Here is a 21,040-nt window from a genome sequence, read left to right as displayed (position 1 = left end):
CTGCCGGCCGGCATGATCTAGGGAAAAATCCCTAGTCGCAGCCTGGAATGCCTGCTGCACCGGCACCTTGGCCATAGCCCCAGCGCCCTAAACGTGCCAATAGGCCCGCTTATCGCCCGAAAGCCACGTAATGAACCTCCCCGACACCATCCCCGCCGCACTCGCTGGCGCCCTCTCCGCACGCGGATATACCGATCTCACGCAAGTCCAGGCCGCCGTTATCGCGCCGCACCTTGCCGACAAGGACCTTCTCGTCTCCGCCCAGACCGGCTCCGGCAAAACCGTCGCCTTCGGCCTCGCCATGGCGCAAGACCTTCTTTCCGGCGAAGACACGCTCGCTCCGGCCGCCTCGCCGCTCGCGATAATCGTTGCGCCAACGCGCGAACTCGCCATGCAGGTCGCCCGTGAACTCACCTGGCTCTACGGCATTGCAGGTGCCCGCCTCGCCACTTGCGTCGGCGGTATGGACATGCGCGACGAACGCCGCGCACTGGAACGCGGCGCCCACATCGTGATCGGCACGCCCGGCCGCCTCGGCGACCATATCAAGCGCGGCTCGCTTGTCACCTCCGGTGTCCGCGTCGTTGTGCTCGACGAGGCCGACGAGATGCTCGACATGGGCTTCCGCGAGGAACTCGAGCTGATCCTTGAAGGCACGCCGGATGAACGTCGTACACTGATGTTCTCTGCGACCGTTCCGAAGGGCATCGCCGCGCTCGCCGCCCGCTACCAGAAGAACGCCGCGCGCGTGACAACGGAAGCGGAGAAGAGCCAGCACCTAGATATCGAGTACCGCGCGCTCCTCGTCGCCCCGGGCGATGAAGAGAACGCCATCGTCAACATCGTGCGCCATTCCGATTCCGAGAGCGCACTGGTCTTCTGCTCCACGCGTGCCGCAGTGAACAAGCTGATGAGCCGCATGGGCAATCGCGGCTTCACGGTGGTCGCCCTCTCCGGTGAGCTCAGCCAGAAGGAACGCTCCAACGCACTCCAGGCCCTGCGCGATGGCCGCGCCCGCGTCTGCATCGCGACCGACGTTGCCGCCCGAGGCCTGGACCTTCAGAACCTCGGCCTCGTGATCCATGCGGACCTGCCGCGCGATCCGGCCACGCTGCTGCACCGTTCCGGCCGCACGGGCCGCGCTGGCCGCAAGGGCGTCAGCGCCCTGCTGGTCGCGCCGAAAGCCCGCCGCCGCGTCGAGCGCCTGCTTGGCGACGCGAAGATTTCCGCGACCTGGGGCAAGCCGCCTTCGGCCGACGAGATCGCCCGCCAGGATGACGCACGCCTTCTGTCCGACACCGCAATCAGCGAACCAGCCAACGACCACGAGAAGCACCTCGTCGAACAGCTCCTCGCCCAGCACGGCCCCGCCGCTGTGGCCGCCGCTTTCGTGCGGGCCAAGCGCGAAGGCCGTTCGGCACCGGAAGAATTGCGCGATGTCGACGACCGAGCCAGCGACCGCCGGGCCAAGCCGGACTGGGAACGCCCCGAGCGCTCGCTGCGCGACCGTCCGGAGCGCATCCGTCCGGAACGCGCTCCGCGCGAGGAATGGACCACCCGCGAGGAGCGCCCAGCGCGCGAAGACCGCCCGCCCCGCGAGAAACGACCGCGTACGGAACGGGCCGACATCCCCGGCGCGATCTGGATCGCGATCAATGTGGGCCGAAAAAAGAATGCTGATCCGAAATGGCTGCTGCCGATGCTGTGCAAAGCCGGCGGCCTGGAGCGCGACGATATCGGTCAGATCCGCATCAACTCCGGCAACACGCATGTTGAGCTGACGCCTCAGGGAGCGATGCGCCTGTTCGAGAAGACGGGCGAGTCTGGGCGTCTAGAGGGCAGCCTTCAGGCCTTCCCGATGGACGGCGTGCCCGAGCCCGAGCCATTTTCGCCCGCCGAATCCCGCAACGAGCCGCGCCGCGAGCGCAGCCGGGACGACGCCCCGCGCGCGCCCTACCGCAAGGACCGCCCGCCGGCACAGCGTGAAGAGCGCCTCGTCCGTGCGCCTCGCGAGCGCGGCCGTGATGAGCCCCCGCGCGAGCGCCCGGCCCGTGACGACGCACCCTTCGCCCGCCCCTTCGCGCCCTCCGAATATGTCCAGGATGACCGCTCCAAAGGCGCAAAGCCCGGCAAGCCACGTCCCAAAACGGGCCCGGGCGCGCCGCGCGCGAAGGGCAATTTCAAGGGAAAGCCCAGCGCGTCCAAGGGCGGCAAAACCGGGTTCAAACCCGGCCCCAAACCCGCCAAGCGCAAGCCCTCCTGAGGAGGGGAAGGCACGGCGCGCAAAAAGCCTGAGATCGGCAGCGGAACGCCTTGTTCTTATTGACGATTTTCTATTCGTTTCGGCGCTGCAAAATACGCCCCCGGGACGTTCCCTTGGGGGCGTAAATCCCGTATATTTCAAGACTGTTTCGAGAATCACCCGAGAAAGAACTTCCCATGGCGGATGACACGATCCCCGAGGCCCCCGAAGTGGGCGGCGAAGGCGAGTATGGCGCAGATTCCATCAAGGTCCTGAAGGGCCTCGACGCGGTCCGCAAGCGCCCCGGCATGTATATCGGCGACACCGATGACGGCTCGGGCCTGCACCACATGATCTACGAAGTGGTCGACAACGCGATCGACGAGGCCCTCGCCGGCCATGCCGATCGCGTGACGGTGACACTGTACCCGGACGGCTCAGCCGAGATCACGGATAACGGCCGCGGCATCCCGGTCGGCCTGCACGCCGGCGAAGGCGTCTCGGCGGCCGAGGTCATCATGACCCAGCTGCACGCCGGCGGGAAGTTCGATCAGAATTCCTACAAGGTCTCCGGCGGCTTGCACGGCGTGGGCGTCTCGGTCGTCAACGCGCTGTCCGACTGGCTGGACCTGACGATCCACCGCGAAGGCTTCGAGCATTTTGTGCGCTTCGTCGATGGCGGGCGCGTCGAGGCGCCGCTGGTCAAGCGCGGCCCCTCGCCGAAGCGAGAGAACGGCAAGCCGTATACGGGCACCGCGGTGCGCTTCTTTGCGTCGCCTTCGACGTTCACGATGACGGACTATGACCGCAAGACGCTGGAGCATCGCCTGCGCGAACTCGCCTTCCTCAACAGCGGCGTGAAGATCATCTTCCGCGACGAGCGCGAAGCCGAGCCCTACGAGATCACGCTGGAATACGAAGGCGGCGTGAAAGCTTTCGTCCAGCACATCGACCGCCAGAAACACTCCCTCATCGGCGAACCCGTCTACGTCATCGGCGAAAAGGACGGCATCACCGTTGAAGCGGCCCTCGAATGGACCGACAGCTATCACGAGTCCGTGCTCTGCTTCACCAACAACATTCCCCAACGCGACGGCGGCACCCATCTTGCCGGCTTCCGCGGCGCGCTGACGCGCATCATCAACAAATATGCCAACGAGACCGGCATCGCGAAGAAGTCTAAAGTCGAGATTTCCGGCGACGATGCGCGCGAAGGCCTGACCTGCGTGCTGTCCGTCAAGGTACCTGACCCGAAATTCAGCTCACAGACGAAAGACAAGCTGGTCTCCTCCGAAGTGCGCCCCGTGGTCGAAAGCCTGATCGGCGAGAAGCTGGGCGAGTGGTTCGAGGAGAACCCGAAGAAGGCTGTCCAGATCATGGAGAAGATCGTCGAGGCCGCTGCAGCCCGCGAAGCCGCGCGCAAGGCGCGGGAACTCACGCGCCGCAAGTCCGCGCTCGACATCACGTCCCTGCCCGGCAAACTGGCCGACTGCCAGGAGAAAGACCCGGCGAAATCCGAACTCTTCATCGTCGAGGGTGACTCGGCCGGCGGCTCTGCCAAACAGGGCCGCAGCCGGGACAACCAGGCCATCCTCCCGCTGCGCGGCAAAATCCTCAACGTAGAGCGCGCGCGCTTCGACAAGATGCTCTCATCCGATCAGGTCGGTACACTGATCATGGCGCTAGGCGCCGGCATTGGGCGTGATGAGTTCGACATCAACAAGCTGCGCTACCACAAGATCATCATCATGACCGATGCTGACGTGGACGGCGCACACATCCGCACGCTGCTGCTGACCTTCTTCTATCGCCAGATGCCCGAGATCATCGAGCGTGGCTTCCTCTACATTGCCCAGCCGCCGCTCTACAAAGTCACGCGCGGCAAGTCCGAGCGCTATGTCAAGGACGATGCCGAACTCGAAGCCTACCTGATCGGTGAAGGCACCAGCGGCGAAACGCTGATCCTCGCGGACGGTACGCAGATTGCGGGCGAAGACCTGCGCGACCGCGTGCGCCAGGCCGCGAACTTCCGCGCGAGCCTGCGCCGCCTCGCCCTGCGCGCCCCGGCTGACCTGATCGAGCATGCGGCGCTTTCCGGCGCGCTAGCCAGCAACGCAGACGATGCCGAAGCGAAGGCCACGGCCCATCGCCTCAACTGGCTCGCCGAGGAAGGCGAGGACACCTGGGAAGGCCGCTTCGCCGAAGGCGCCCTCGTCCTGCAACGCACCGTGCGCGGCGTCGACGAAAACGCCGTGCTGCCGCCTGCCCTCATCGCCAGCCAGGACGCCATCCGCCTTGCAGAGCGCGCCGCCGGCATCAGCGAAATCTACGCCAGGCCCGCGATCCTTCGCCAGGAAAAGGGCGGCGACATTGCGGTACACGGTCCAGCGAGCCTGCTCGACGCCGTGCTCGAATCCGGTCGCAAGGGCCTGAAGGTCCAGCGCTATAAAGGCCTAGGCGAAATGAACGCCGACCAGCTCTGGGAAACCACGCTCGACGCCAACGCCCGCACGTTGCTGCAAGTCAAGGTCGAACACGCTGACGAAGCCGACGAACTCTTCACCAAACTGATGGGCGATGTGGTGGAGCCGAGGCGCGAGTTCATCGAGGAGTTCGCGTTGGAAGCCGAAGTGGACGTTTAGTCCGGCAGAACAAGCTGCTCAACTCCCATCGCTGCGCGACAGGAGGTGAGCAGCTACTTAGGCACTCAACACAATCCCCACCCCGCCGATCCGCACTTCGTCATTGACCACGTCCAGTCCGCGCCTCGCTGCCCGCACGGCCGCCGCGCCGATATCGGGCACGTTCACGAGAAACTTCACGATCCGCTCCTCCGCCCCCTGGCGGAATTCCAAGGTCGCATCCGCAAGCTCAACCACGCCGGCTTTCGCCTTCACGCCCAGCGCCTCGGCCCAGCGCGCCGCCATTGATTCCGGGTCGGCGGTGCGGATCACGGCGCCAGTGAGCCGTCCGGGTACGGCGTTCTTGTGCCAGTCCGGGCCGCCCCAGCGCCAGCTACCCGCCGGGCGCGCCTCGTCAATGGAGACGATCGCTGCGCCCATGTCAGCCGGGTGCAGGTGGCTGGCGGAAATGTCCGGCAAGTCGACGTTCCACACACGGCGGATCTTCAGCGCGTCGGCCCGCGCCCTTGCGGCCGCGAGGTCGTCGGTCTGGAAGATCGCCATGTAACCGCCATCCCCGCCGCGCGCGAGGAAGCGTCCCGCCGGCGCGGTCAGCGCCGTCGGCACCACCACCTCCAGAAACTGGTCGCCTATGGCGTAGACGCGGTTGACGAGCCCGAATTCGCCGACGCCGGGGTCTGGATAGCCCTCCCCCAGCCCTAGCACATTCGCCAGTGCCTCAGCCACATCGAGCGATGCGGCCGCAATCACCAGCTGCCGCAGGCGTACATGTCCCATTAGTTCCTCCCGTGCACGTTGTGGCCATGCCTCTGGGGCGAGCATAACCCCATCCGGGGTCGTTATGCTATCACGCCCCCGTTGACGCGGCGGTCCGCACGCGGCACCCCCGCCCCATGCACGATCATGATCACAAACAAGCGCACAGCCACGGGCCCACGCCGCCGGACGCAGGCTGTCCGGATGAGCACGGCGCCCATGCGCATGCCCATGCCTACGGCCTTGCCCACACGCATGACCACGAGGACCACCCTCACCACCAGCACCATGCGGACATGACCACGGTGGACTCCCGTCGCCGCGTCGTCCTTGCGGCGCTGCTGACCGGCGGCTTCATGTTCGCCGAAGTGATCGGCGGCATCGTCTCTGGCTCGCTGGCGCTGATGGCGGACGCCGCCCACATGCTGACTGATACGGGCTCGCTGCTACTCGCCTGGCTCGGCTACAAGCTCGCTGCGCGGCCCGCCGATCCGGGGCGCAGCTTCGGCTTCGGCCGGATGAAGGTGCTCGCCGCCTTTACCAATGGCGTGCTGCTGATCCTGCTGGCGCTCTGGATCGTCTGGGAAGCGGTCAACCGCTTGCTGCTCCCGTCCCCCATCCTCGGGGAGCTGATGCTTGGCGTCGCCGTGCTCGGCCTCGTCGTCAACATCATGGCCTTTGCCATTCTGCACGGCGGCAACCGAGAGGACCTGAACCTGCGCGGGGCGCTCTGGCATGTGGCGGGCGACCTGCTCGGCTCGGTCGCCGCCATTCTCGCCGCCGTGCTCATCCTCTGGCAGGGCTGGTACATCGCAGACCCCCTGCTTTCGATCCTCGTCGCGGGCCTCGCCCTTTTTGGCGGCGTGCGCATCGCACGCGATGCCGGTCATATCCTGATCGAGGGCACCCCGGAGGGCCTCGAGGCGCCCCGCATCATCGAGGACATCAAGGCCAGTGTTCCCGGCGTCGCCAGTGTCAGCCATGTTCACGCCTGGGCGCTGACCGAATCGCGCCCTCTGGTCACGCTGGAAGTCACCCTCGCCCCTGGCGCCGACGCCGAATCGGTGCGCCGCGCCGTCAAGGAACGCCTCGCCCACGCCTTCGGCGCCAGCCATGCCACCGTGGAAGTGATCGGAGAGGTTAGCCCCGCTGCCGCATAGCCGCATTGCGAAGCCGCGCGCAGCGCTTTAACCCTCGTTGCAACCGCCCATATAGGGGCATCGAAGACGATGGAGGCCCCTATGGCCGAGATGAGACATTCCGAAATTCTGATCATCGGCTCCGGCCCGGCCGGCTGGACCGCTGCCGTGTATGCCGCCCGCTCGCTTCGCGAAACACTCGTCGTCACCGGCATGCAGCCCGGCGGCCAGCTGACCATCACCACGGACGTCGAGAACTGGCCGGGCGAGGCTCACATCCTCGGGCCGGACCTGATGGTGCGCATGCAGGAACACGCCGAGAAGATGGGTGCGAAAGTCGCGAACGATCACATCCTCAGCGTCGATTTCGAAAGCCGCCCCTTCAAAGCGGTCGGCGAAAGCGGCACCACTTATACTGCGGATGCCGTCATCATCTCCACCGGCGCCCAGGCCAAGTGGCTGGACCTGCCAAGCGAGCAGAAGTTCAAGGGCTTCGGCGTTTCTGCCTGCGCCACCTGCGACGGCTTCTTCTACCGAGGCCGCGAAGTCATGGTCATCGGCGGCGGCAACACGGCCGTGGAAGAGGCGCTTTTCCTCACGAACTTCGCTTCCAAGGTCACGGTCGTCCACCGCCGCGGCCATTTCCGCGCCGAGAAGATCCTGCAGGACCGCCTGTTCAAGAATCCGAAGGTCGAAGTGATCTGGGATTCGGCGCTCGAAGAGGTGCTCGGCGACGAACAGCCTCTCGGCGTCACCGCCGCGCGCATCAAAAACGTCAAGACGGGCGCCACGCGCGATATCCCCGTCCACGGCATCTTCATCGCCATCGGACATGCACCGTCCACGGAGCTTTTCGCAGGAAAGCTGCCGATGCGCGACAATGGCTACCTGATCACCGAGCCCGGCTCCACCCGCACGGCCATCCCCGGGGTCTACGCGGCCGGCGACGTGACCGACGAAACCTACCGCCAGGCCGTCACCGCTGCCGGCATGGGCTGCATGGCCGCGCTGGAAGCAGAACGCTGGCTCTCCGAGCAAGCTGCGCACGCAGAGGCGGTTGCCGCGGAATAAATCCCAAGTCGAGACTACATCCCGCCTTAGAGCATCCCCTGCGCCGTTTTCTCGATCTCTCGCGTTTTGGCAGTCTGCACCACTCCCAGCAGCGTCTGCGCGCGCCCCTGCATTACGCGGTCTAGCTCCGTGGGCGGATCAATGGTCAGAGCGGCCTGCAGCTCTGCCTCAATCTCGGCGCGGTACTTCTTCGCGTCGAAAGCCGCCAGCGCACGTGCCCATTGCCAGCGCAGGCCGGCATCCTCAGGTGCAAGGCGCACAGCCTCGGCGTAGTTTTTCCGTGCCGTCTTGAGGCTTGCGCCCATCACTGCCGCGCCGATACTGCCACCGCGGCGGTGCACCTCGACATGCCAGACCGCCAGGAAACCCAGCGCGTAATGGTTTGCCGGGTCGTCCGCCAGCACGCCCTCGGCCAGCGCCTTCGCCTTGGGTCCGTACCCGGACTCGCTCGCCTCCGACAGGCTCATCGGCCGGGTCAGCAACGAGAGGGCAATCGCCTTCTGCAGCCGGCCTTCCTCGTGCCGGGCATCTTTCCGAATGGCGGCTTCCGCCGCCGCCAGCGCTTCCTTGATCTGCCCGGTGTCAGGCTCGCGCCCGGTGCACATGGCCCTCGCGAGGATCACGCGGGCCCGTAGCGCATCGGAATCTGGCGTGGCCAGCGCCGCCGCCTCGGTCAGCGCGAGATCATACCGCCCGGCCCGGAACGCCGCATCCGCGGCCGCGAAATCCGCAAAGGCGGCGGGCGCCCCTGAGACAACAAGCGCCACGAGAATCAAGCTGCGTCGGATCATGCGCCCTGATAGTAGACCGTTTGGAAGCCTTCGGCGAGCGGGGGTGACAATACTGGGACCTGGACACGCTATGGCAGACAGTTTCGAGGCAGACGTGGTGGTCATCGGCGCAGGCGTGATCGGCCTCGCGGCCGCCCGCGCGCTCGCCCGGGCCGGACGCGAAGTCATCGTGCTTGAGGCCGAGGACCAGATCGCGATGCACACCTCTTCGCGCAACTCGGAGGTCATCCATGCTGGCCTCTATTACGCCAAAGGCTCGCTGAAGGCGCGCCACTGCGTGGCTGGCCGGCGGATGCTCTATGCCTTTCTCGATGCCCGCGGCATCGCAGTGAAGCGCTGCGGCAAGTTCGTGGTCTCGGTTGGCGCCGCCGAAGCGGAGGGGCTTGCGGCCATTCTCGCCCGGGCCGAGGACAACGGCGTCGAGCAGCTCAGCCTTGTCGACGGCGCCACTGTCCGGCGAATCGAGCCCGCCCTCAGCCCGGACATTTCCGGCGCCATCGTCTCGCCCGTCTCCGGCATTTTCGACAGCCATGCCTATTTCCTCGCCCTGCAGGGCGAACTGGAAGACGCCGGCGGCTCGATCGCTTTCGGTACACCGCTGCTTTCCGGCGCGGTCGAGACCGGGCATGTCCGCCTCGAAACCGGCGGTGCCGCCCCTGCCACCATCCGGGCCCGCACGGTCGTTAACGCTGCAGGACACCATTCCGTCACGGTGGCCGCCGCCATCGAAGGCCCCCATACAGCCGCCCTGCCCCGCACCTGGTTCACCAAGGGAAACTATTTCTCGATCCAGGGCAGCACCCCCTTCTCCCGTCTGATCTACCCGATGCCGGACACGTCCAGCCTCGGCCTGCACCTGACCATCGACCTCGCCGGCCGCGGCAAAGTGGGCCCGGACGCCGAATGGCTGGCCGAGGATGCCCGCCCGCCCTTCGATTACCGGGTGAACCCCGCCCGCGCGGCTGTGTTCCTGCAGGAGGTCAACCGCTACTGGCCGGGCCTGACGGCCGACCGGCTGGTACCCGATTATGCCGGTGTGCGGCCCAAACTGGTGCCCAAAGGCGCCCCGTCTGGCGACTTCCGCATCGAGGGCCCCGAAATCCACGGCAGCCCCGGCCTGATCAACCTCCTGGGCATCGAAAGCCCCGGCCTGACCTCGTCCCTGTCGATTGCCGACCATGTGGCCGGATTGGCGGCCTAGGGCGCTTGCACGCCCCACCTCCAGTGTGTATCAGGCGCCTTCGCTGATGCGGCGAATGGTTCGGTAGCTCAGCTGGTTAGAGCGCGCGACTCATAATCGCGAGGTCGAGAGTTCAAGTCTCTCCCGAACCACCATTCCCTTTCCTTCCGGCACGCTTCCTGCTCTCTGTCGGGGTCAAGGAGACCTGTTCATGCCGCCCAACGCCCGTTTCCTGACCCTGGCTCTTGGCGCCCTCGTGGCAGCCGCATATCTGGCCTCCCCGGCCCGCGCTCAGGAAGCTCCCCTTCCCGAAGAGGCGCCCCACCCACCGAAGATCGCCCTCGTCCTCTCCGGCGGCGGCGCGCTCGGCATTGCGCATGTCGGCGCGATCCAGGAGCTCGAACGCCTCGGCATCCGGCCAGATATGATCGTCGGCACCTCGATGGGCGCCGTGATCGGCGGTCTCTACGCTTCCGGCATGGACGGGGCCGAGCTTGAGGCCGCGGTCAACGACGTGGACTGGTCTGGCGTCTTCACGCCCCAGGCCGACCGTGACAAGCTGACCTTTCGACAGAAACAGCAGCAGGCAGATTTTCCGGGAACGGCGAGCCTTGGCGTCTCTGCCGCCGGCATTCTCTTGCCAACCGGCGCAGTGCCCGACCAGGCGTTGATGAAGGAGTTGCGCCGCCTCACGCCCGCGCGCACGAACCTCGAAAACTTCGACAGCCTCGAGATTCCGTTCCGCGCGGTCGCCACTGACATCGCCAGCGGCGAGGCGGTTGTCCTGAGCTCCGGCGAATTGCCGATGGCAATGCGCGCGTCGATCTCGCTGCCCGGCGTCTTCCCTGCCGTGCGCCATAAAGGCAAGCTACTGGTCGATGGCGGCCTTGCCGCTAACGTGCCGATCAAGGTCGCGCGCGACATGGGCGCCGATATCGTAATCGCTGTTTGGACGCCGAGCGAGCTGATCCCGGAGGAGAAGATCGGCTCGGTGGTCGATGTGCTCGCCCAGACCGTCAGCCTGTTGATCCTTACCAACGAGCGGGCCGAGATTGCCTCTTTAACGGGCAAAGACCTCCTTGTGCGGATCGATACGAGCGGGTTCAACCCGACCGCATTTACTGACAGCGATGAGCTCATCGAGGCCGGACGCGCCGCCATGCAGGCCGAGACAGGGCGCCTCGAAACGCTCGCCGCCAGCCGGCCCGCCATCGTCTACGCCGATAAGGGCGAGACCGATCGGCCGGTCATCGGCTTCCTCCGTATCGAGAATTCCTCGCGCCTCGACCAGTCCTTGCTCGAGGGCAAGGTGATGGACCTCGTGGGCAAGCCCGCCGACACTGCCGAGATCGAAGAAGCGCTGGACCGCATCTATGCACTCGGCCCGTTCGAGCGGGTCGACTACGCCTTCGAAGAGCAGGATGGCCAGACCGGTCTCGTCGTGCGCGCAGAGGACGCGATTCCGGATGCGGGCCGTGTGCGCTTCGGTCTGATCGTCGAGAACGACTTCAACACCGAATCCGACGCTGCCATCTCGCTCGATTTTCGCTCCCCGGCGCTCGACTCTTTCGGCTCGGAAATCCAGGCGCGCGCTACGCTGGGCGATTTCAACGAGATCGCGGCGGAGTATTTCCGCCTGCTCGATTCCCGCCAGAGCTGGTTCTCATCGGTGCGCGGCGAGGTCCAGAACCGGCCGGTGAACGTCTATTCGTCACGTGGCTTCAAAGAAGCCGGCTACGACCTGACCTACGGCCTCGCCGGGGTCGATGCGGGCTACCAGTTCGGCAATGTCGGCGAACTGCGCCTCGGCATCGAAGTCGGCGCCGGCCGCGCCAAGCTGAACGAGGGCTTCGCCCCGCTTGCGGAGATCGACATCGAAATCGGCCGCCTCATCGCGTCAGGTGCCTATGACACACTGGACGACCCCTTTTTCCCGCTAGAGGGCGTGCGGGCGGGCGCGCGCTATGTGCAGGGCTTTGAAGCGATTGGCGACACTGCGGACTTCCAGACCTTCAGCGCCTCGGCGCTCACTGCACGCAGCTTCGGGCCAAACACTTTGATCGCCTCTCTCGCCGCCGGCCAGCGGATAGACGGTGATGCGCCGCTCGATGCGCTCTACCGCATCGGCGGCCTGTTCAGCCTGTCGGGCTTCCGCAAGGAGGAACTGGCCGGCGAGAATTACTTCGCCTCGCAGCTGATCTTCCGTCGCCGCCTTCTGGGTGATTCCGAACAGCTTTTCGGTGTGCCGCTCTATGTTGGCGGCTCGGCGGAACTCGGGGATGTCTGGCAGCAGGACCGAGATTTCAAAACCGGTGAACTGCGCTTTGGTGGCAGCGTCTTCCTTGCGGCCAGCACGGCCTTCGGCCCGATCTACCTCGCCTTCGGCCGCTCGGAGGGCGGACGGCAATCGGCCTATCTGCTCATTGGACGGACGTTCTAGGCGCCGGCAGCCCGTTTCGGCTGACCGCTGGAAATCAGGATATCGGCCAGCGTCGCCACCAGCGGGCGCGGGCGGATCGGTTTCTCGATCAGTCCCGAGAATCCGGCGCGGTCGCACGCAGCTCGGCGTTCGGGGCTGGCATCAGCCGTCACCGCAACCACAGGCGTCAACATATTGAGGCCATTGCCCATGCGCGCGGCACGCAGCACCGCTTCGCCGCCGCCATGCGGCATATGTACGTCGGTCAGGATAACCTGGTAGCGCCGCTGTCCCACGCGCGTCACTGCAGCGGCTGCGTCCATCACCGTCTCGACGCGCCAGCCCGCCGCGATCAGGGCTTCGCGGATCACGAAGGCACTCGCCTCATGGTCTTCCGCCAGCAGCACCTCGCCAAGGTCGAAGCGCGCAGCGTTGCCTTCCGGCTTGTTTTCAACAGCAAGGCGCGGCCCCGCCTTGATTACTGGTAGCGCCACTGTGAATACGCAGCCGCCGCCGGGATTGTCGGACAGAATGACTTCGCCGCCAAGACGCCGCGCGAGGCTGCGCGCAATCGCGAGGCCGAGGCCGCTGCCGGAGAAGGCATCGGCGCTCTCCGATTGCTCGAACGCCTCGAACAGGCGCACCTTATCGGCGTCCGAGATACCTCGTCCGGTATCGGCGACACGCATCGTCAACATCAGACCGTCCGGGGACGGAGAGGTTGCCAGCGTCACGGTCACCTGGCCGCGATCGGTGAACTTCATCGCATTGCTGACGAGGTTGAACAGGATCTGGCGAAGCCGTCCTGCATCGCTCTCGATCCGCGGCTCGGCGCCGGTCGCAACGCCAATCCGCAGGCTCACGCGCTTCTCGTCGAACTGCGGCAACCAGAGGTCGCGTGTCTCGACGGCAAACTGGCGCAGCTCGATTGGATGCTTGGTAATCGCGAGTTTGCCCGCATCGATGCGGGAGAGATCGAGAAGGTCCGTCAGCAAGCGTTCGAGGTGCTGGCCGCTCTGCGAGATGGTCTTGGCGAGACGTTTCGGCTCGCCCGGTGGCAGCTGCGTGTCCAGCAAGTCGGCAACACCCATGATGCCAGTCAGCGGGGTGCGGATTTCGTGGCCGATAAAGGCGAGCGTGCGGGCGCGCGATTCTGACAGCCGCGTTAGCTGGCGCTGGATGTCATCCATCTTGCGCTGGGCATTCTGCTGGGCGCGGGCGCGCGCGGCGTTCTCTTCGGCCACGGCCTTCAGCAGCATGGCGGGCGAAACAACGCCCACATAGCCCCCCTGCTCCATCACGATCACGCCGTCGGTCAATGCGCTGGTGCCTTGCTCGGCGGCGCTCTTGGCAATGAGCGCGGCGGGCATGTTCGCCTGCGCCACGACTGGTTGGGCGCCAACAAGGTGGGTCACCGAACGGGCCGCATAAACATCACGCCCGTTAGGCCCCGCGAGCGCCTCGGTCAGGCGCCCGCGCGTGACAAGGCCATAGGTTGCCTCGTCGCCCTCGGCCAGGCGCACCGGAAGCGCGAACAAGGCGGTATCGGACAGGAAAAGGGAAAACGCGGCAGCCGCCGTCGTCGCTGGCGTGACCGGGGTCACCGGCAGCGCGATATCCTTCAGGCGTACAGGCATGGACGTGCAGGCACCCGGTTATGGTTAAGGGTGAACCATCGCCCATAAACCTTACCGGGAGGCAAACATCAGCCGCGGGCGGCGTACGCCGTCAGGTGATCTCGCTGCGGTGCCGGACGATCTTGCCGACGAGACCGTAGGCCATCGCCTCTTCAGCGCTCATCCAGAAGTCACGGTCCGTGTCCTTCTTGATCTGCTCGAGGCTCTTGCCGGTGGCGTCCGCGAAGATCTGGTTAAGACGCTGGCGCATCTTGATGATCTCGCGGGCCTGGATCTCGACGTCCGTGGCCTGGCCGCCGACGCCGCCGCGCGGTTCATGCAGCAGGAAGCGGGTGTTCGGCAACGCGTACCGGTTTTCCTTCTTGGCGGCTGAGTAGATCAGCGCGCCGGCCGAGGCGACCCAGCCGGTGCCGAGGATCTTCACAGGCGCCGGCACGAACTTGATCATGTCGTGAATCATATCACCGCTCTCGACATGACCGCCGGGCGAGGACAGGACCAGCAGAATCGGCTCCTGGCTTTCCGAGGACAGGGCCAGCAGCCGTTCGGAAATGCGCTGGGCCTGCTTGAAGTCGATGCCGCCGGTCAGCAGGACGGTCCGGGCCTTGAACAAGGCGGCCTCAAGGAAGGCGTTCGGCTCCGTGGTCGGGCCTTTTTCTTTGTCATCTTCGTCGTCGAGGCGGAAAGGGGTCATGCGGGCTCCGGAGAGAGGAATCTGTCCATTGGGGCCTATAGGTGCGGTGCCACGGGCTGCGGGTCAAGGCGGGGTCTGACTATTCCCCAGCGCCTTTCCCCACGCGTCAACCCGCCTCCGCAACGATCCGGGCTACATCGGCGGCATAGGCCTGCGCCTTCTTCTCCCCTACCCCGCTGATTTCGCGCAGCGCCTCCGCCCGGGTCGGCCTCTCCCGGGCGATCTCGACCAGCGTGCGGTTATGGAAAATCACGTAGGGCGGAACGCCGCGCGTCTTGGCCAGGTCGGTCCGCCACTGGCGCAGCGCATCAAATACACCCTGGTCGCGCGCCGAGAGGTCGGCGATGACAGCGGCCCGCGCCGCGCCTTTCGACTTGGTGCGCCGCCGGGGCGCGCCGACATCCTCACGCAAACTAACAGTGCGCTCGCCTCGGAACAGGGACTTCGCGTCCTCCGCATCCGGAACAATCACCACGGGCCGCATCGCCTCGCCGCCTTCGGCAATCAGGCCTTCGAACATCAGCGCATCGAACACCCGGTTCCAGCCGGGCTTGGGCAGGTCTTTGCCAATGCCAAAGGTTGAGAGCTTCGACAACTCCGTATCAAAATCATCCTTCGCCTCGCCGAGCAGGTGCTGCACCAGCCGGCCGCGCCCGATCCGCTGGCCGCAGCGCAGCACGGCGGAGACCGCCATTTGGGCCCAGCGCGTCGCGTCATGTCGCTCGCCCAGTTCGCCCCGGCACGCGTCGCACACGCCGCAAGGCTCGACCTTCTCTTCGCCGAAGTAGCGCCGCACCGCGCCGCGCCGACATTCGTCGCCGTTGAAAAATGCGAACAGCTGGCGCGTCTTCGTCAGCTGTACGCGCTTCACTTCGTCCGGTGCTTCGCTCGCATAGGTCCATTGCAGCGAGCGGTTCATGTCGGCCGGGCCGAACAGCGCAACGCCCTCGGCGGGCTCACCGTCGCGGCCCGCACGGCCGACCTCCTGCCAGTAGGCTTCCAGCGTCTTGGGCGGATCAGCATGGATGACGAAGCGCACATCCGGCTTGTCGACGCCCATGCCGAAGGCGACGGTGGCGACCATCACGCGGCCTTCTTCCAGCAGGAACTGGCGCTGGCGCGCAGCGCGGATACTGGCATCGAGACCAGCATGATAGGCGAGCGACGGCATTCCCGCCTTCTCCAGCGCCTCGGCGATATCTTCTACTGCGCTGCGGGTGGCGGCATAGACGATGCCACTGGCTCCGGCGCGCGCCTTGACCAGCTGCACCACGCGCTGCGTACGGTTGCCGGCCTTCGGCTCTGCGGAAAGGGTCAGGTTCGGGCGGTCAAAACTTGCAACGTGTACGGACGGATCGGTCAGGTCCAGCTGCGTGAGGATATCCTGGCGCGTGCGCGCGTCGGCGGTCGCCGTGACAGCAAGGCGCGGCACGCCCCGGAACATGCCCTTAAGGCGCCCCAACGCGCGGTAGTCCGGTCGGAAGTCATGGCCCCACTGGCTGACACAGTGCGCCTCATCCACCGCGATCAGCGAGATCTTCATCTGCGCCAGCCGGTCGGCAAGGTTGGTGCCGAGGCCTTCGGGCGAGACATAGAGCAGATCCATCTCGCCGCGCCCCGCCGCATTGAGCGCGTCGGCGCGGGCGTTGAAGTCTATCGAGCTGTCGAGCCGTTCGGCGCGTACGCCGACGTGCTTTAGCGCGTCCACCTGGTCTGCCATCAGCGCGATCAGCGGCGAGACGACGAGGCCGCAGCCGCCCCGCAGCAGCGCCGGAATCTGGTAGCAGAGCGACTTGCCGCCGCCCGTCGGCAGCACGGCGAGCCCGTCGCGGCCAGCCAGCACATCCGCGATCACGTTCTCTTGCAGGCCGCGGAACGCGTCATAGCCATAGACGCGCTTCAGCAGCGCGCGGGCATCTTGCAGGGTGGCGACGGCAGGCATCGGGCCGTTGTGCAGGGGTGCGCGAGTCGCGGCAAGTGGCGGGGTGCGCCTAGTCGACGAAGTCGATGCGGTTGTCGCAGATCACGTAGTTCCAGGTTCGGGCCTGCCGGCGCTGGGTTTCGGCGGCGATGAACTTCACGATGTCATCGCGCTCGCCGAGCGGGCGCCCGGTTTCGAGTTCCCATTTCGCGGCTACGGGCACGTCGATGCTGAAGTGCACCCCGCCGCCGCACATCTCGTGATGGAATGTGAGGCGGATATCGCCCTCGATATAGATGATAGTGCCCGCGCGGAAGTTGCCCTCGAATTCGAGGCGGCGGCTGAAGCGCGCGGTGAGCCGCTCCAGCGCTTTCGCGCGCAGTTCGAGGTCATGGTTCGGCAGCATCTTTCCAGTGCCGTCGCGGTAGACCATCGGCAGGCCATCGGACCTCGGCGCCGGCCCCGGCTCCGGCTCCGGCGCGGGCGGGGCGATCCCCTCCTCCAGCTTGGTCAGTGCCAGCTCGTGCGACCAGCCCTCCCGATGCGTGATCTCGACGAGATATTCCCCTGGCAGCCAGGGATGCGTGTCGACGAGGATCTGCACCCGGCCGTTAAGGCGGCGCGTCACTTCGGCCTCCTCTACCCGTCCGCCGCCCGGGCCCCGGATGCGGAACGTGCGGTAACCCGCGTATCCATCCTGCGGCAGCCAGAGGATCAGCTGCTGGCTGCCCGGATAATGCACGAACTTAACCGCGAGCAGCGGCGTATCCGGCGGCGCCGACCGGTTCACCGGGGCGTCAAGCACGATGTGGCCGTCATTGCCTGCGTCTCCGGACATGTCCCGCCCCCGCCCTATGCGTGCAGCCTAGCAGGTGCATCGCGCGGTGTCGCCCTGACGCCTCCGGCATTCATGCGCAGTCTGCATGAATGTCATCGCATCAGCGCCCTTCTCTGTCGGAAAATGGCTGCGCATATGACGGCCAGCCGCAACTCTTCCGATGGAGGCCTTCGATGATTGACATTCGTCCATTCGACAAGCTGGGCCGGTTCCGCAATGACTGGCTCAACGCCCACTACCATTTTTCGTTCTCTCAGTATTACGACCCTGCCCGCATTCAGCACGGCGCCCTGCGCGTCTGGAATGATGACGAGATCGAGCCACGCACCGGCTTTCCGCCGCACGGTCACGACTCGATGGAGATCGTCACCTATGTCCGCAGGGGCGCGATTACGCACAAGGACTCGCTCGGCAATACTGGCCGCACCGAGGCCGGCGACGTGCAGGTGATGAGCGCGGGCTCGGGCATCCAGCATTCCGAGTGGAATGCCGAGGACGTGCGTACCGAGCTGTTCCAGCTGTGGATCCTGCCGCGCATCCGCGGCGGCAAGCCGAGTTGGGGCGCGCGCAAGTTTCCGAAGGGCGACCGGTCCGGCAACTGGGCAGTGCTGGCCTCCGGCACCGGCGAGGGCGGGAGCCTGGTGATCAACCAGGACGCCAAGGTACTCGGCGCGACGATCAAGGCCGGCGAGACGCTGACCTATACGCTGCCCGAGGGCCGCTACGGATATCTCGTGATTGCGGACGGCGAGGTAACGCTCAACGGCAAGGCACTCGGCATCCGGGATGGTGCGGCCATCTCGGGCGGCGAAGTATTGACGCTGGAAGGCGTCAACTCGGCCGAGTTGGTGCTTGTCGACACAGTCTAGGCGCTTCGGTCACGCGGGCGTGACTTCTTCCCCCAGCCGATCACTGGTATAGTCTGGCGGTCGGCTGGCGGAGTTCCAGTCCTGAACAGGAGTGATGCGATGAGACATTTTCTGGCGGCAGCCCTTCTTGTTGCAGTTGCAGCACCGGTCGCTGCAGCGGCGGAAATCAATGTGACCTACGCTCCGGAGTTTTCCGAAAAGCTCTCCGATGACTATGGAGAGCGCGAAGGCGAATATCTCAGCAAGCGCGTGCGTACCGACCTGGAGCGCGCGCTGGCGAAGGCCGGCGTGGACGTGGCGCGGATCGATGTGACGATCCTCGACGCCAAGCCCTCGCGACCAACCTTCAAGCAGGCAGGCGACGAGCCGGGGCTCGACGTGCACCGCTCGGTCAGTGTCGGCGGCATGAAGCTGTCGGCGGTGACGTATGATGCGGCCGGCACGGCGTCCGAGCCGTTCGAATACAAGTGGTTCGAAACCGACATCACGCAGGCGGGCCTGACGACCTGGCATGACGCGCGCCGCGCCTCGAGCCGGTTTGCGTCGCGTTACGCCAAGTCCCTCGACTAATCATTAGCCGCTTCGGCCTCGCTGCCTTTCGGCAGCGGGGTGAGCGCGGTCGCAATCATCGCGAACGGCCAGATCAGGCTGAGGCCAATTCCGGCGAATCCGTTGAGCGGCGTAAACCCTGCCAGTCCGAATACCAGCAGCGATGCGGCAATGCGTGCGTAGTGGACGTACAGCGTCCGGCGCGTCAGCACCCTTTCTTTTGGCGACAGGCCGATCTCGTCGGCAAGGCGGAGCACGCGCGCGTACATCAGAGCGATGGTGAGGTAGATGGCACCAAAGCCGGCTGCAAAAAAGGCGAGGATGATACCGGACTCGCGGTAGCCGACTTCCATCTCGACGATCCGCTCCATCTGACCTGCCTGCAGGAGGATGAAGCCAAACAGGCTGTCGAACATGAAGCGAAGCGGATAGGCGATGTAGAGGATGAGCAGCAGCAATGCAGTGTTGAGCACGATGATGCGGCCGTCGGCGAGGGCGTAACGACGGAAAAAAATGAAGTGGTCATTCCAGATCGAGACAAGCATCGCGAAACCGGCGGCAATCGGGATGATGGAGATCAGGTAGCCCGTCAGGTCATCGAAGGTGCGGATGGTGCTGCTGGCCGACACGAGGATGCCGAGCGCGAGCGCGAAAATGATGTCGGAGAGATTTTCGATCCGGAGGACCTCGGTGGTGCGCCAGGCAAACTGCGGATCATGATCGCGCGCTTGGACAATCTGCTCACGGATCATTTTTCCGTGCTCCCTTCTGCCTCGCCCTTCTCGATCCGGACCGTAATCGGCTCAGCCGATTTCAGGAAAAGGTCGCGCTGCGGGTGCGGGACCTTGATCTCGTGACGCTCAAGCGCGGAATGGATTTCCCAGACATAGTCAGCCATCACCCTCTGCGGCTTCAAAACGGCCTCGTCGGTAAGCCAGACGATCAGCTCGAAATCGAGACGGAAGTCACCAAAGCGAACGAGCCAAACCTGCGGCTTGCGTTCGCCCTGGTCATCGAAGGTCCAGGGCAGACGCGCGGCCGCTTCCAGGCCAGCCTTCTCCACCAGTTCCTTTGGCGTGCCATAGGCGACCCCGAATGGCACGTGAATGCGCCGCTTGGCATCCATCATCGTCCAGTTGATCAGCTGGTTCTTGATGAAGGCTTCGTTGGGAACGATGATGTCGATATTGTCGTTGGTGGTGAGCACCGTGGAGCGGAAGTTGATCTGCTTCACGACGCCGGAGAGACCGCCCTGAAGTTCGATGAAGTCCCCGACCTTCAGCGTCTTTTCCATCAGCAGGATGACGCCGGAGATAAAGTTTGAGAAGATCGACTGAAGGCCAAAACCGATGCCAACGCCGAGAGCGCCGGAGAAGAAGGTGAGTGCGCCGAGGTTCACGCCGACCAGGTTCAGCGCGACAATGAAGGCGATAATCAGGGCGACGCCCTTCAGCGTCTGGCCGAGCAGGCCGCCGACCGAAGGCGGCAGGTTCTGCGAACTGCGCATCTGCGACTGAGCGAGATTGCCGACCAGCCAGCCGAGCCAGAGGGCGAAGGCCGCCAGCGCCAAACTCGTCAGCAGTCGGAGCAGCGTGACCTCGGCCGAGCCGAAGTGCAGCACGACGGAACCCAGCCCTGCCCCCACCGGGCCGAGCCAGCCGACAATGTAGAGCGCCGCGATCAGCCAGAGCAAGAAGGCGATGGTCTTCGAGACCAAGCCGCGCCGCATGCTGGCGGTAGCGATCTGCACCGCGATCCAGGCGATCAGCAGGCTCATCGCGATGTGAAGCGAGCGGCTGCCCATTCCGGCGGCCTCGAAGGCCGCCGTGACGCCGACCAGTAACAGCGCGGTGCAGGCTGGCCAGAGCATTCTAAGGACGGCGACAAGCGCGAGCAGGACGAAGTCGATCCGCCCGCGCGCCTCCGCAGCCGCCATCAGGCGCTTGCGCGGGAACCGCGAGATCACGTAGGCGGCCGCCGCGGCGATGACGATCGCAAGCAATTGCCAGATCGTGTCCGGCGAGGCGAGATCGGACAAGGCCTCGCGGCTCCAGCCGCTCACGACACGCATGAGCCTCTCCAACGCCGGGACGGCGGCCGGGAACGGCGCGGAAAGCTCCTGGAACAAACGGCCCTCGCAAGTCTGGGGGATTCGGCAATGTCGACTGACCTTACCGGGCGCCCTTCAACGCGCAACCCTTGGCGGGCCGTGACGCAGGCGCGCGGCGGCGCGGATCAAGGCGTAGGCCAATGGAGGCATGGCATGGGTTATAGTCCTCGTTGGGCTTCGAT

The 21,040-nt window shown here is 65.5% G+C and carries 16 protein-coding genes and 1 tRNA gene; 9 read left to right on the top strand and 8 right to left on the bottom strand.

Going from position 1 to position 21,040, the window contains the following annotated elements; all coding sequences use genetic code 11:
* Nucleotides 1-130 precede the first annotated feature (130 nt).
* Both Q0C17_RS12570 and gyrB read left to right on the top strand, forming a co-directional pair.
* The gene (locus Q0C17_RS12570) at nucleotides 131-2,263 is read left to right on the top strand and encodes a DEAD/DEAH box helicase (protein ID WP_291206788.1); all 2,133 of its coding nucleotides are present in this window, start codon (nucleotides 131-133) and stop codon (nucleotides 2,261-2,263) included.
* A 176-nt stretch (nucleotides 2,264-2,439) separates the two neighbouring features.
* Nucleotides 2,440-4,884: a DNA topoisomerase (ATP-hydrolyzing) subunit B gene (gene gyrB / locus Q0C17_RS12565; RefSeq protein WP_291206785.1), complete on the top strand. Its 2,445-nt coding sequence runs from the start codon at nucleotides 2,440-2,442 to the stop codon at nucleotides 4,882-4,884.
* A gap of 57 nt (nucleotides 4,885-4,941) precedes the next feature.
* Here the strand turns inward: gyrB and Q0C17_RS12560 are convergent, their stop codons facing one another.
* Entirely contained in the window at nucleotides 4,942-5,661 is a 720-nt protein-coding gene (locus Q0C17_RS12560) for a VOC family protein (RefSeq protein WP_291206782.1), read from the bottom strand.
* Between the two features lie 116 nt (nucleotides 5,662-5,777).
* Between Q0C17_RS12560 and Q0C17_RS12555 the strand changes: the two genes are divergently transcribed.
* Both Q0C17_RS12555 and trxB read left to right on the top strand, forming a co-directional pair.
* Entirely contained in the window at nucleotides 5,778-6,800 is a 1,023-nt protein-coding gene (locus Q0C17_RS12555) for a cation diffusion facilitator family transporter (RefSeq protein ID WP_291206779.1), read from the top strand.
* An 81-nt stretch (nucleotides 6,801-6,881) separates the two neighbouring features.
* Nucleotides 6,882-7,850, top strand: a complete 969-nt coding sequence (trxB, locus tag Q0C17_RS12550; protein WP_291206776.1) for a thioredoxin-disulfide reductase — start codon at nucleotides 6,882-6,884, stop codon at nucleotides 7,848-7,850.
* Nucleotides 7,851-7,876: 26 nt separating this feature from the next.
* Here the strand turns inward: trxB and Q0C17_RS12545 are convergent, their stop codons facing one another.
* Complete coding sequence (locus Q0C17_RS12545; RefSeq protein WP_291206773.1) at nucleotides 7,877-8,641, bottom strand: hypothetical protein; 765 nt, start codon at nucleotides 8,639-8,641, stop codon at nucleotides 7,877-7,879.
* A 70-nt stretch (nucleotides 8,642-8,711) separates the two neighbouring features.
* On the opposite strand from Q0C17_RS12545, the gene Q0C17_RS12540 reads away from it, so the two are divergent.
* The 3 genes from Q0C17_RS12540 to Q0C17_RS12530 all read left to right on the top strand — a co-directional run bounded on the left by Q0C17_RS12540 (nucleotide 8,712) and on the right by Q0C17_RS12530 (nucleotide 12,261).
* The gene (locus Q0C17_RS12540) at nucleotides 8,712-9,842 is read left to right on the top strand and encodes an NAD(P)/FAD-dependent oxidoreductase (protein WP_291206770.1); all 1,131 of its coding nucleotides are present in this window, start codon (nucleotides 8,712-8,714) and stop codon (nucleotides 9,840-9,842) included.
* 57 nt (nucleotides 9,843-9,899) lie between these two features.
* Nucleotides 9,900-9,976, top strand: a tRNA-Met gene (locus Q0C17_RS12535).
* A gap of 56 nt (nucleotides 9,977-10,032) precedes the next feature.
* Nucleotides 10,033-12,261 (top strand): patatin-like phospholipase family protein, encoded by a 2,229-nt coding sequence (locus tag Q0C17_RS12530; RefSeq protein ID WP_291206767.1) that lies wholly within the window; start codon nucleotides 10,033-10,035, stop codon nucleotides 12,259-12,261.
* On the opposite strand, the gene Q0C17_RS12525 is transcribed toward Q0C17_RS12530, so the two are convergent.
* The 4 genes from Q0C17_RS12525 to Q0C17_RS12510 form a co-directional block, all read right to left on the bottom strand.
* The gene (locus Q0C17_RS12525; protein ID WP_291206764.1) at nucleotides 12,258-13,877 is read right to left on the bottom strand and encodes an ATP-binding protein; all 1,620 of its coding nucleotides are present in this window, start codon (nucleotides 13,875-13,877) and stop codon (nucleotides 12,258-12,260) included. The two genes, Q0C17_RS12530 and Q0C17_RS12525, sit on opposite strands and share 4 nt — an antisense overlap.
* Nucleotides 13,878-13,968: 91 nt before the next feature.
* The gene (locus Q0C17_RS12520) at nucleotides 13,969-14,571 is read right to left on the bottom strand and encodes an ATP-dependent Clp protease proteolytic subunit (RefSeq protein WP_291206761.1); all 603 of its coding nucleotides are present in this window, start codon (nucleotides 14,569-14,571) and stop codon (nucleotides 13,969-13,971) included.
* Between the two features lie 106 nt (nucleotides 14,572-14,677).
* Nucleotides 14,678-16,513 (bottom strand): DNA helicase RecQ, encoded by a 1,836-nt coding sequence (gene recQ, locus Q0C17_RS12515; RefSeq protein WP_291206758.1) that lies wholly within the window; start codon nucleotides 16,511-16,513, stop codon nucleotides 14,678-14,680.
* A gap of 49 nt (nucleotides 16,514-16,562) precedes the next feature.
* Complete coding sequence (locus Q0C17_RS12510; RefSeq protein ID WP_291206755.1) at nucleotides 16,563-17,330, bottom strand: hypothetical protein; 768 nt, start codon at nucleotides 17,328-17,330, stop codon at nucleotides 16,563-16,565.
* A gap of 173 nt (nucleotides 17,331-17,503) precedes the next feature.
* Here Q0C17_RS12510 and Q0C17_RS12505 point away from each other — a divergent pair, with 173 nt between their 5' ends.
* Both Q0C17_RS12505 and Q0C17_RS12500 read left to right on the top strand, forming a co-directional pair.
* On the top strand, nucleotides 17,504-18,199 hold the full coding sequence (locus tag Q0C17_RS12505) for a pirin family protein (RefSeq protein WP_291206752.1): 696 nt from the start codon (nucleotides 17,504-17,506) through the stop codon (nucleotides 18,197-18,199).
* Between the two features lie 99 nt (nucleotides 18,200-18,298).
* Nucleotides 18,299-18,769 carry a hypothetical protein gene (locus Q0C17_RS12500; protein WP_291206749.1) on the top strand — a complete coding sequence of 157 codons (471 nt, stop codon included), beginning with the start codon at nucleotides 18,299-18,301 and terminating at the stop codon, nucleotides 18,767-18,769.
* On the opposite strand, the gene Q0C17_RS12495 is transcribed toward Q0C17_RS12500, so the two are convergent.
* Together Q0C17_RS12495 and Q0C17_RS12490 are read right to left on the bottom strand one after the other, a co-directional pair.
* Entirely contained in the window at nucleotides 18,766-19,500 is a 735-nt protein-coding gene (locus Q0C17_RS12495) for a TMEM175 family protein (RefSeq protein WP_291206745.1), read from the bottom strand. The genes Q0C17_RS12500 and Q0C17_RS12495 overlap by 4 nt on opposite strands.
* Complete coding sequence (locus Q0C17_RS12490; RefSeq protein WP_291206742.1) at nucleotides 19,497-20,819, bottom strand: mechanosensitive ion channel domain-containing protein; 1,323 nt, start codon at nucleotides 20,817-20,819, stop codon at nucleotides 19,497-19,499. The genes Q0C17_RS12495 and Q0C17_RS12490 overlap by 4 nt, the downstream gene beginning before the upstream one ends.
* Nucleotides 20,820-21,040: the final 221 nt, after the last annotated feature.

The organism is Hyphomonas sp., from assembly GCF_022844445.1.
In the GTDB taxonomy this organism is placed as follows: Bacteria; Pseudomonadota; Alphaproteobacteria; order Caulobacterales; family Hyphomonadaceae; genus Hyphomonas.
This window is presented reverse-complemented; position numbering and strand designations above follow the sequence as displayed.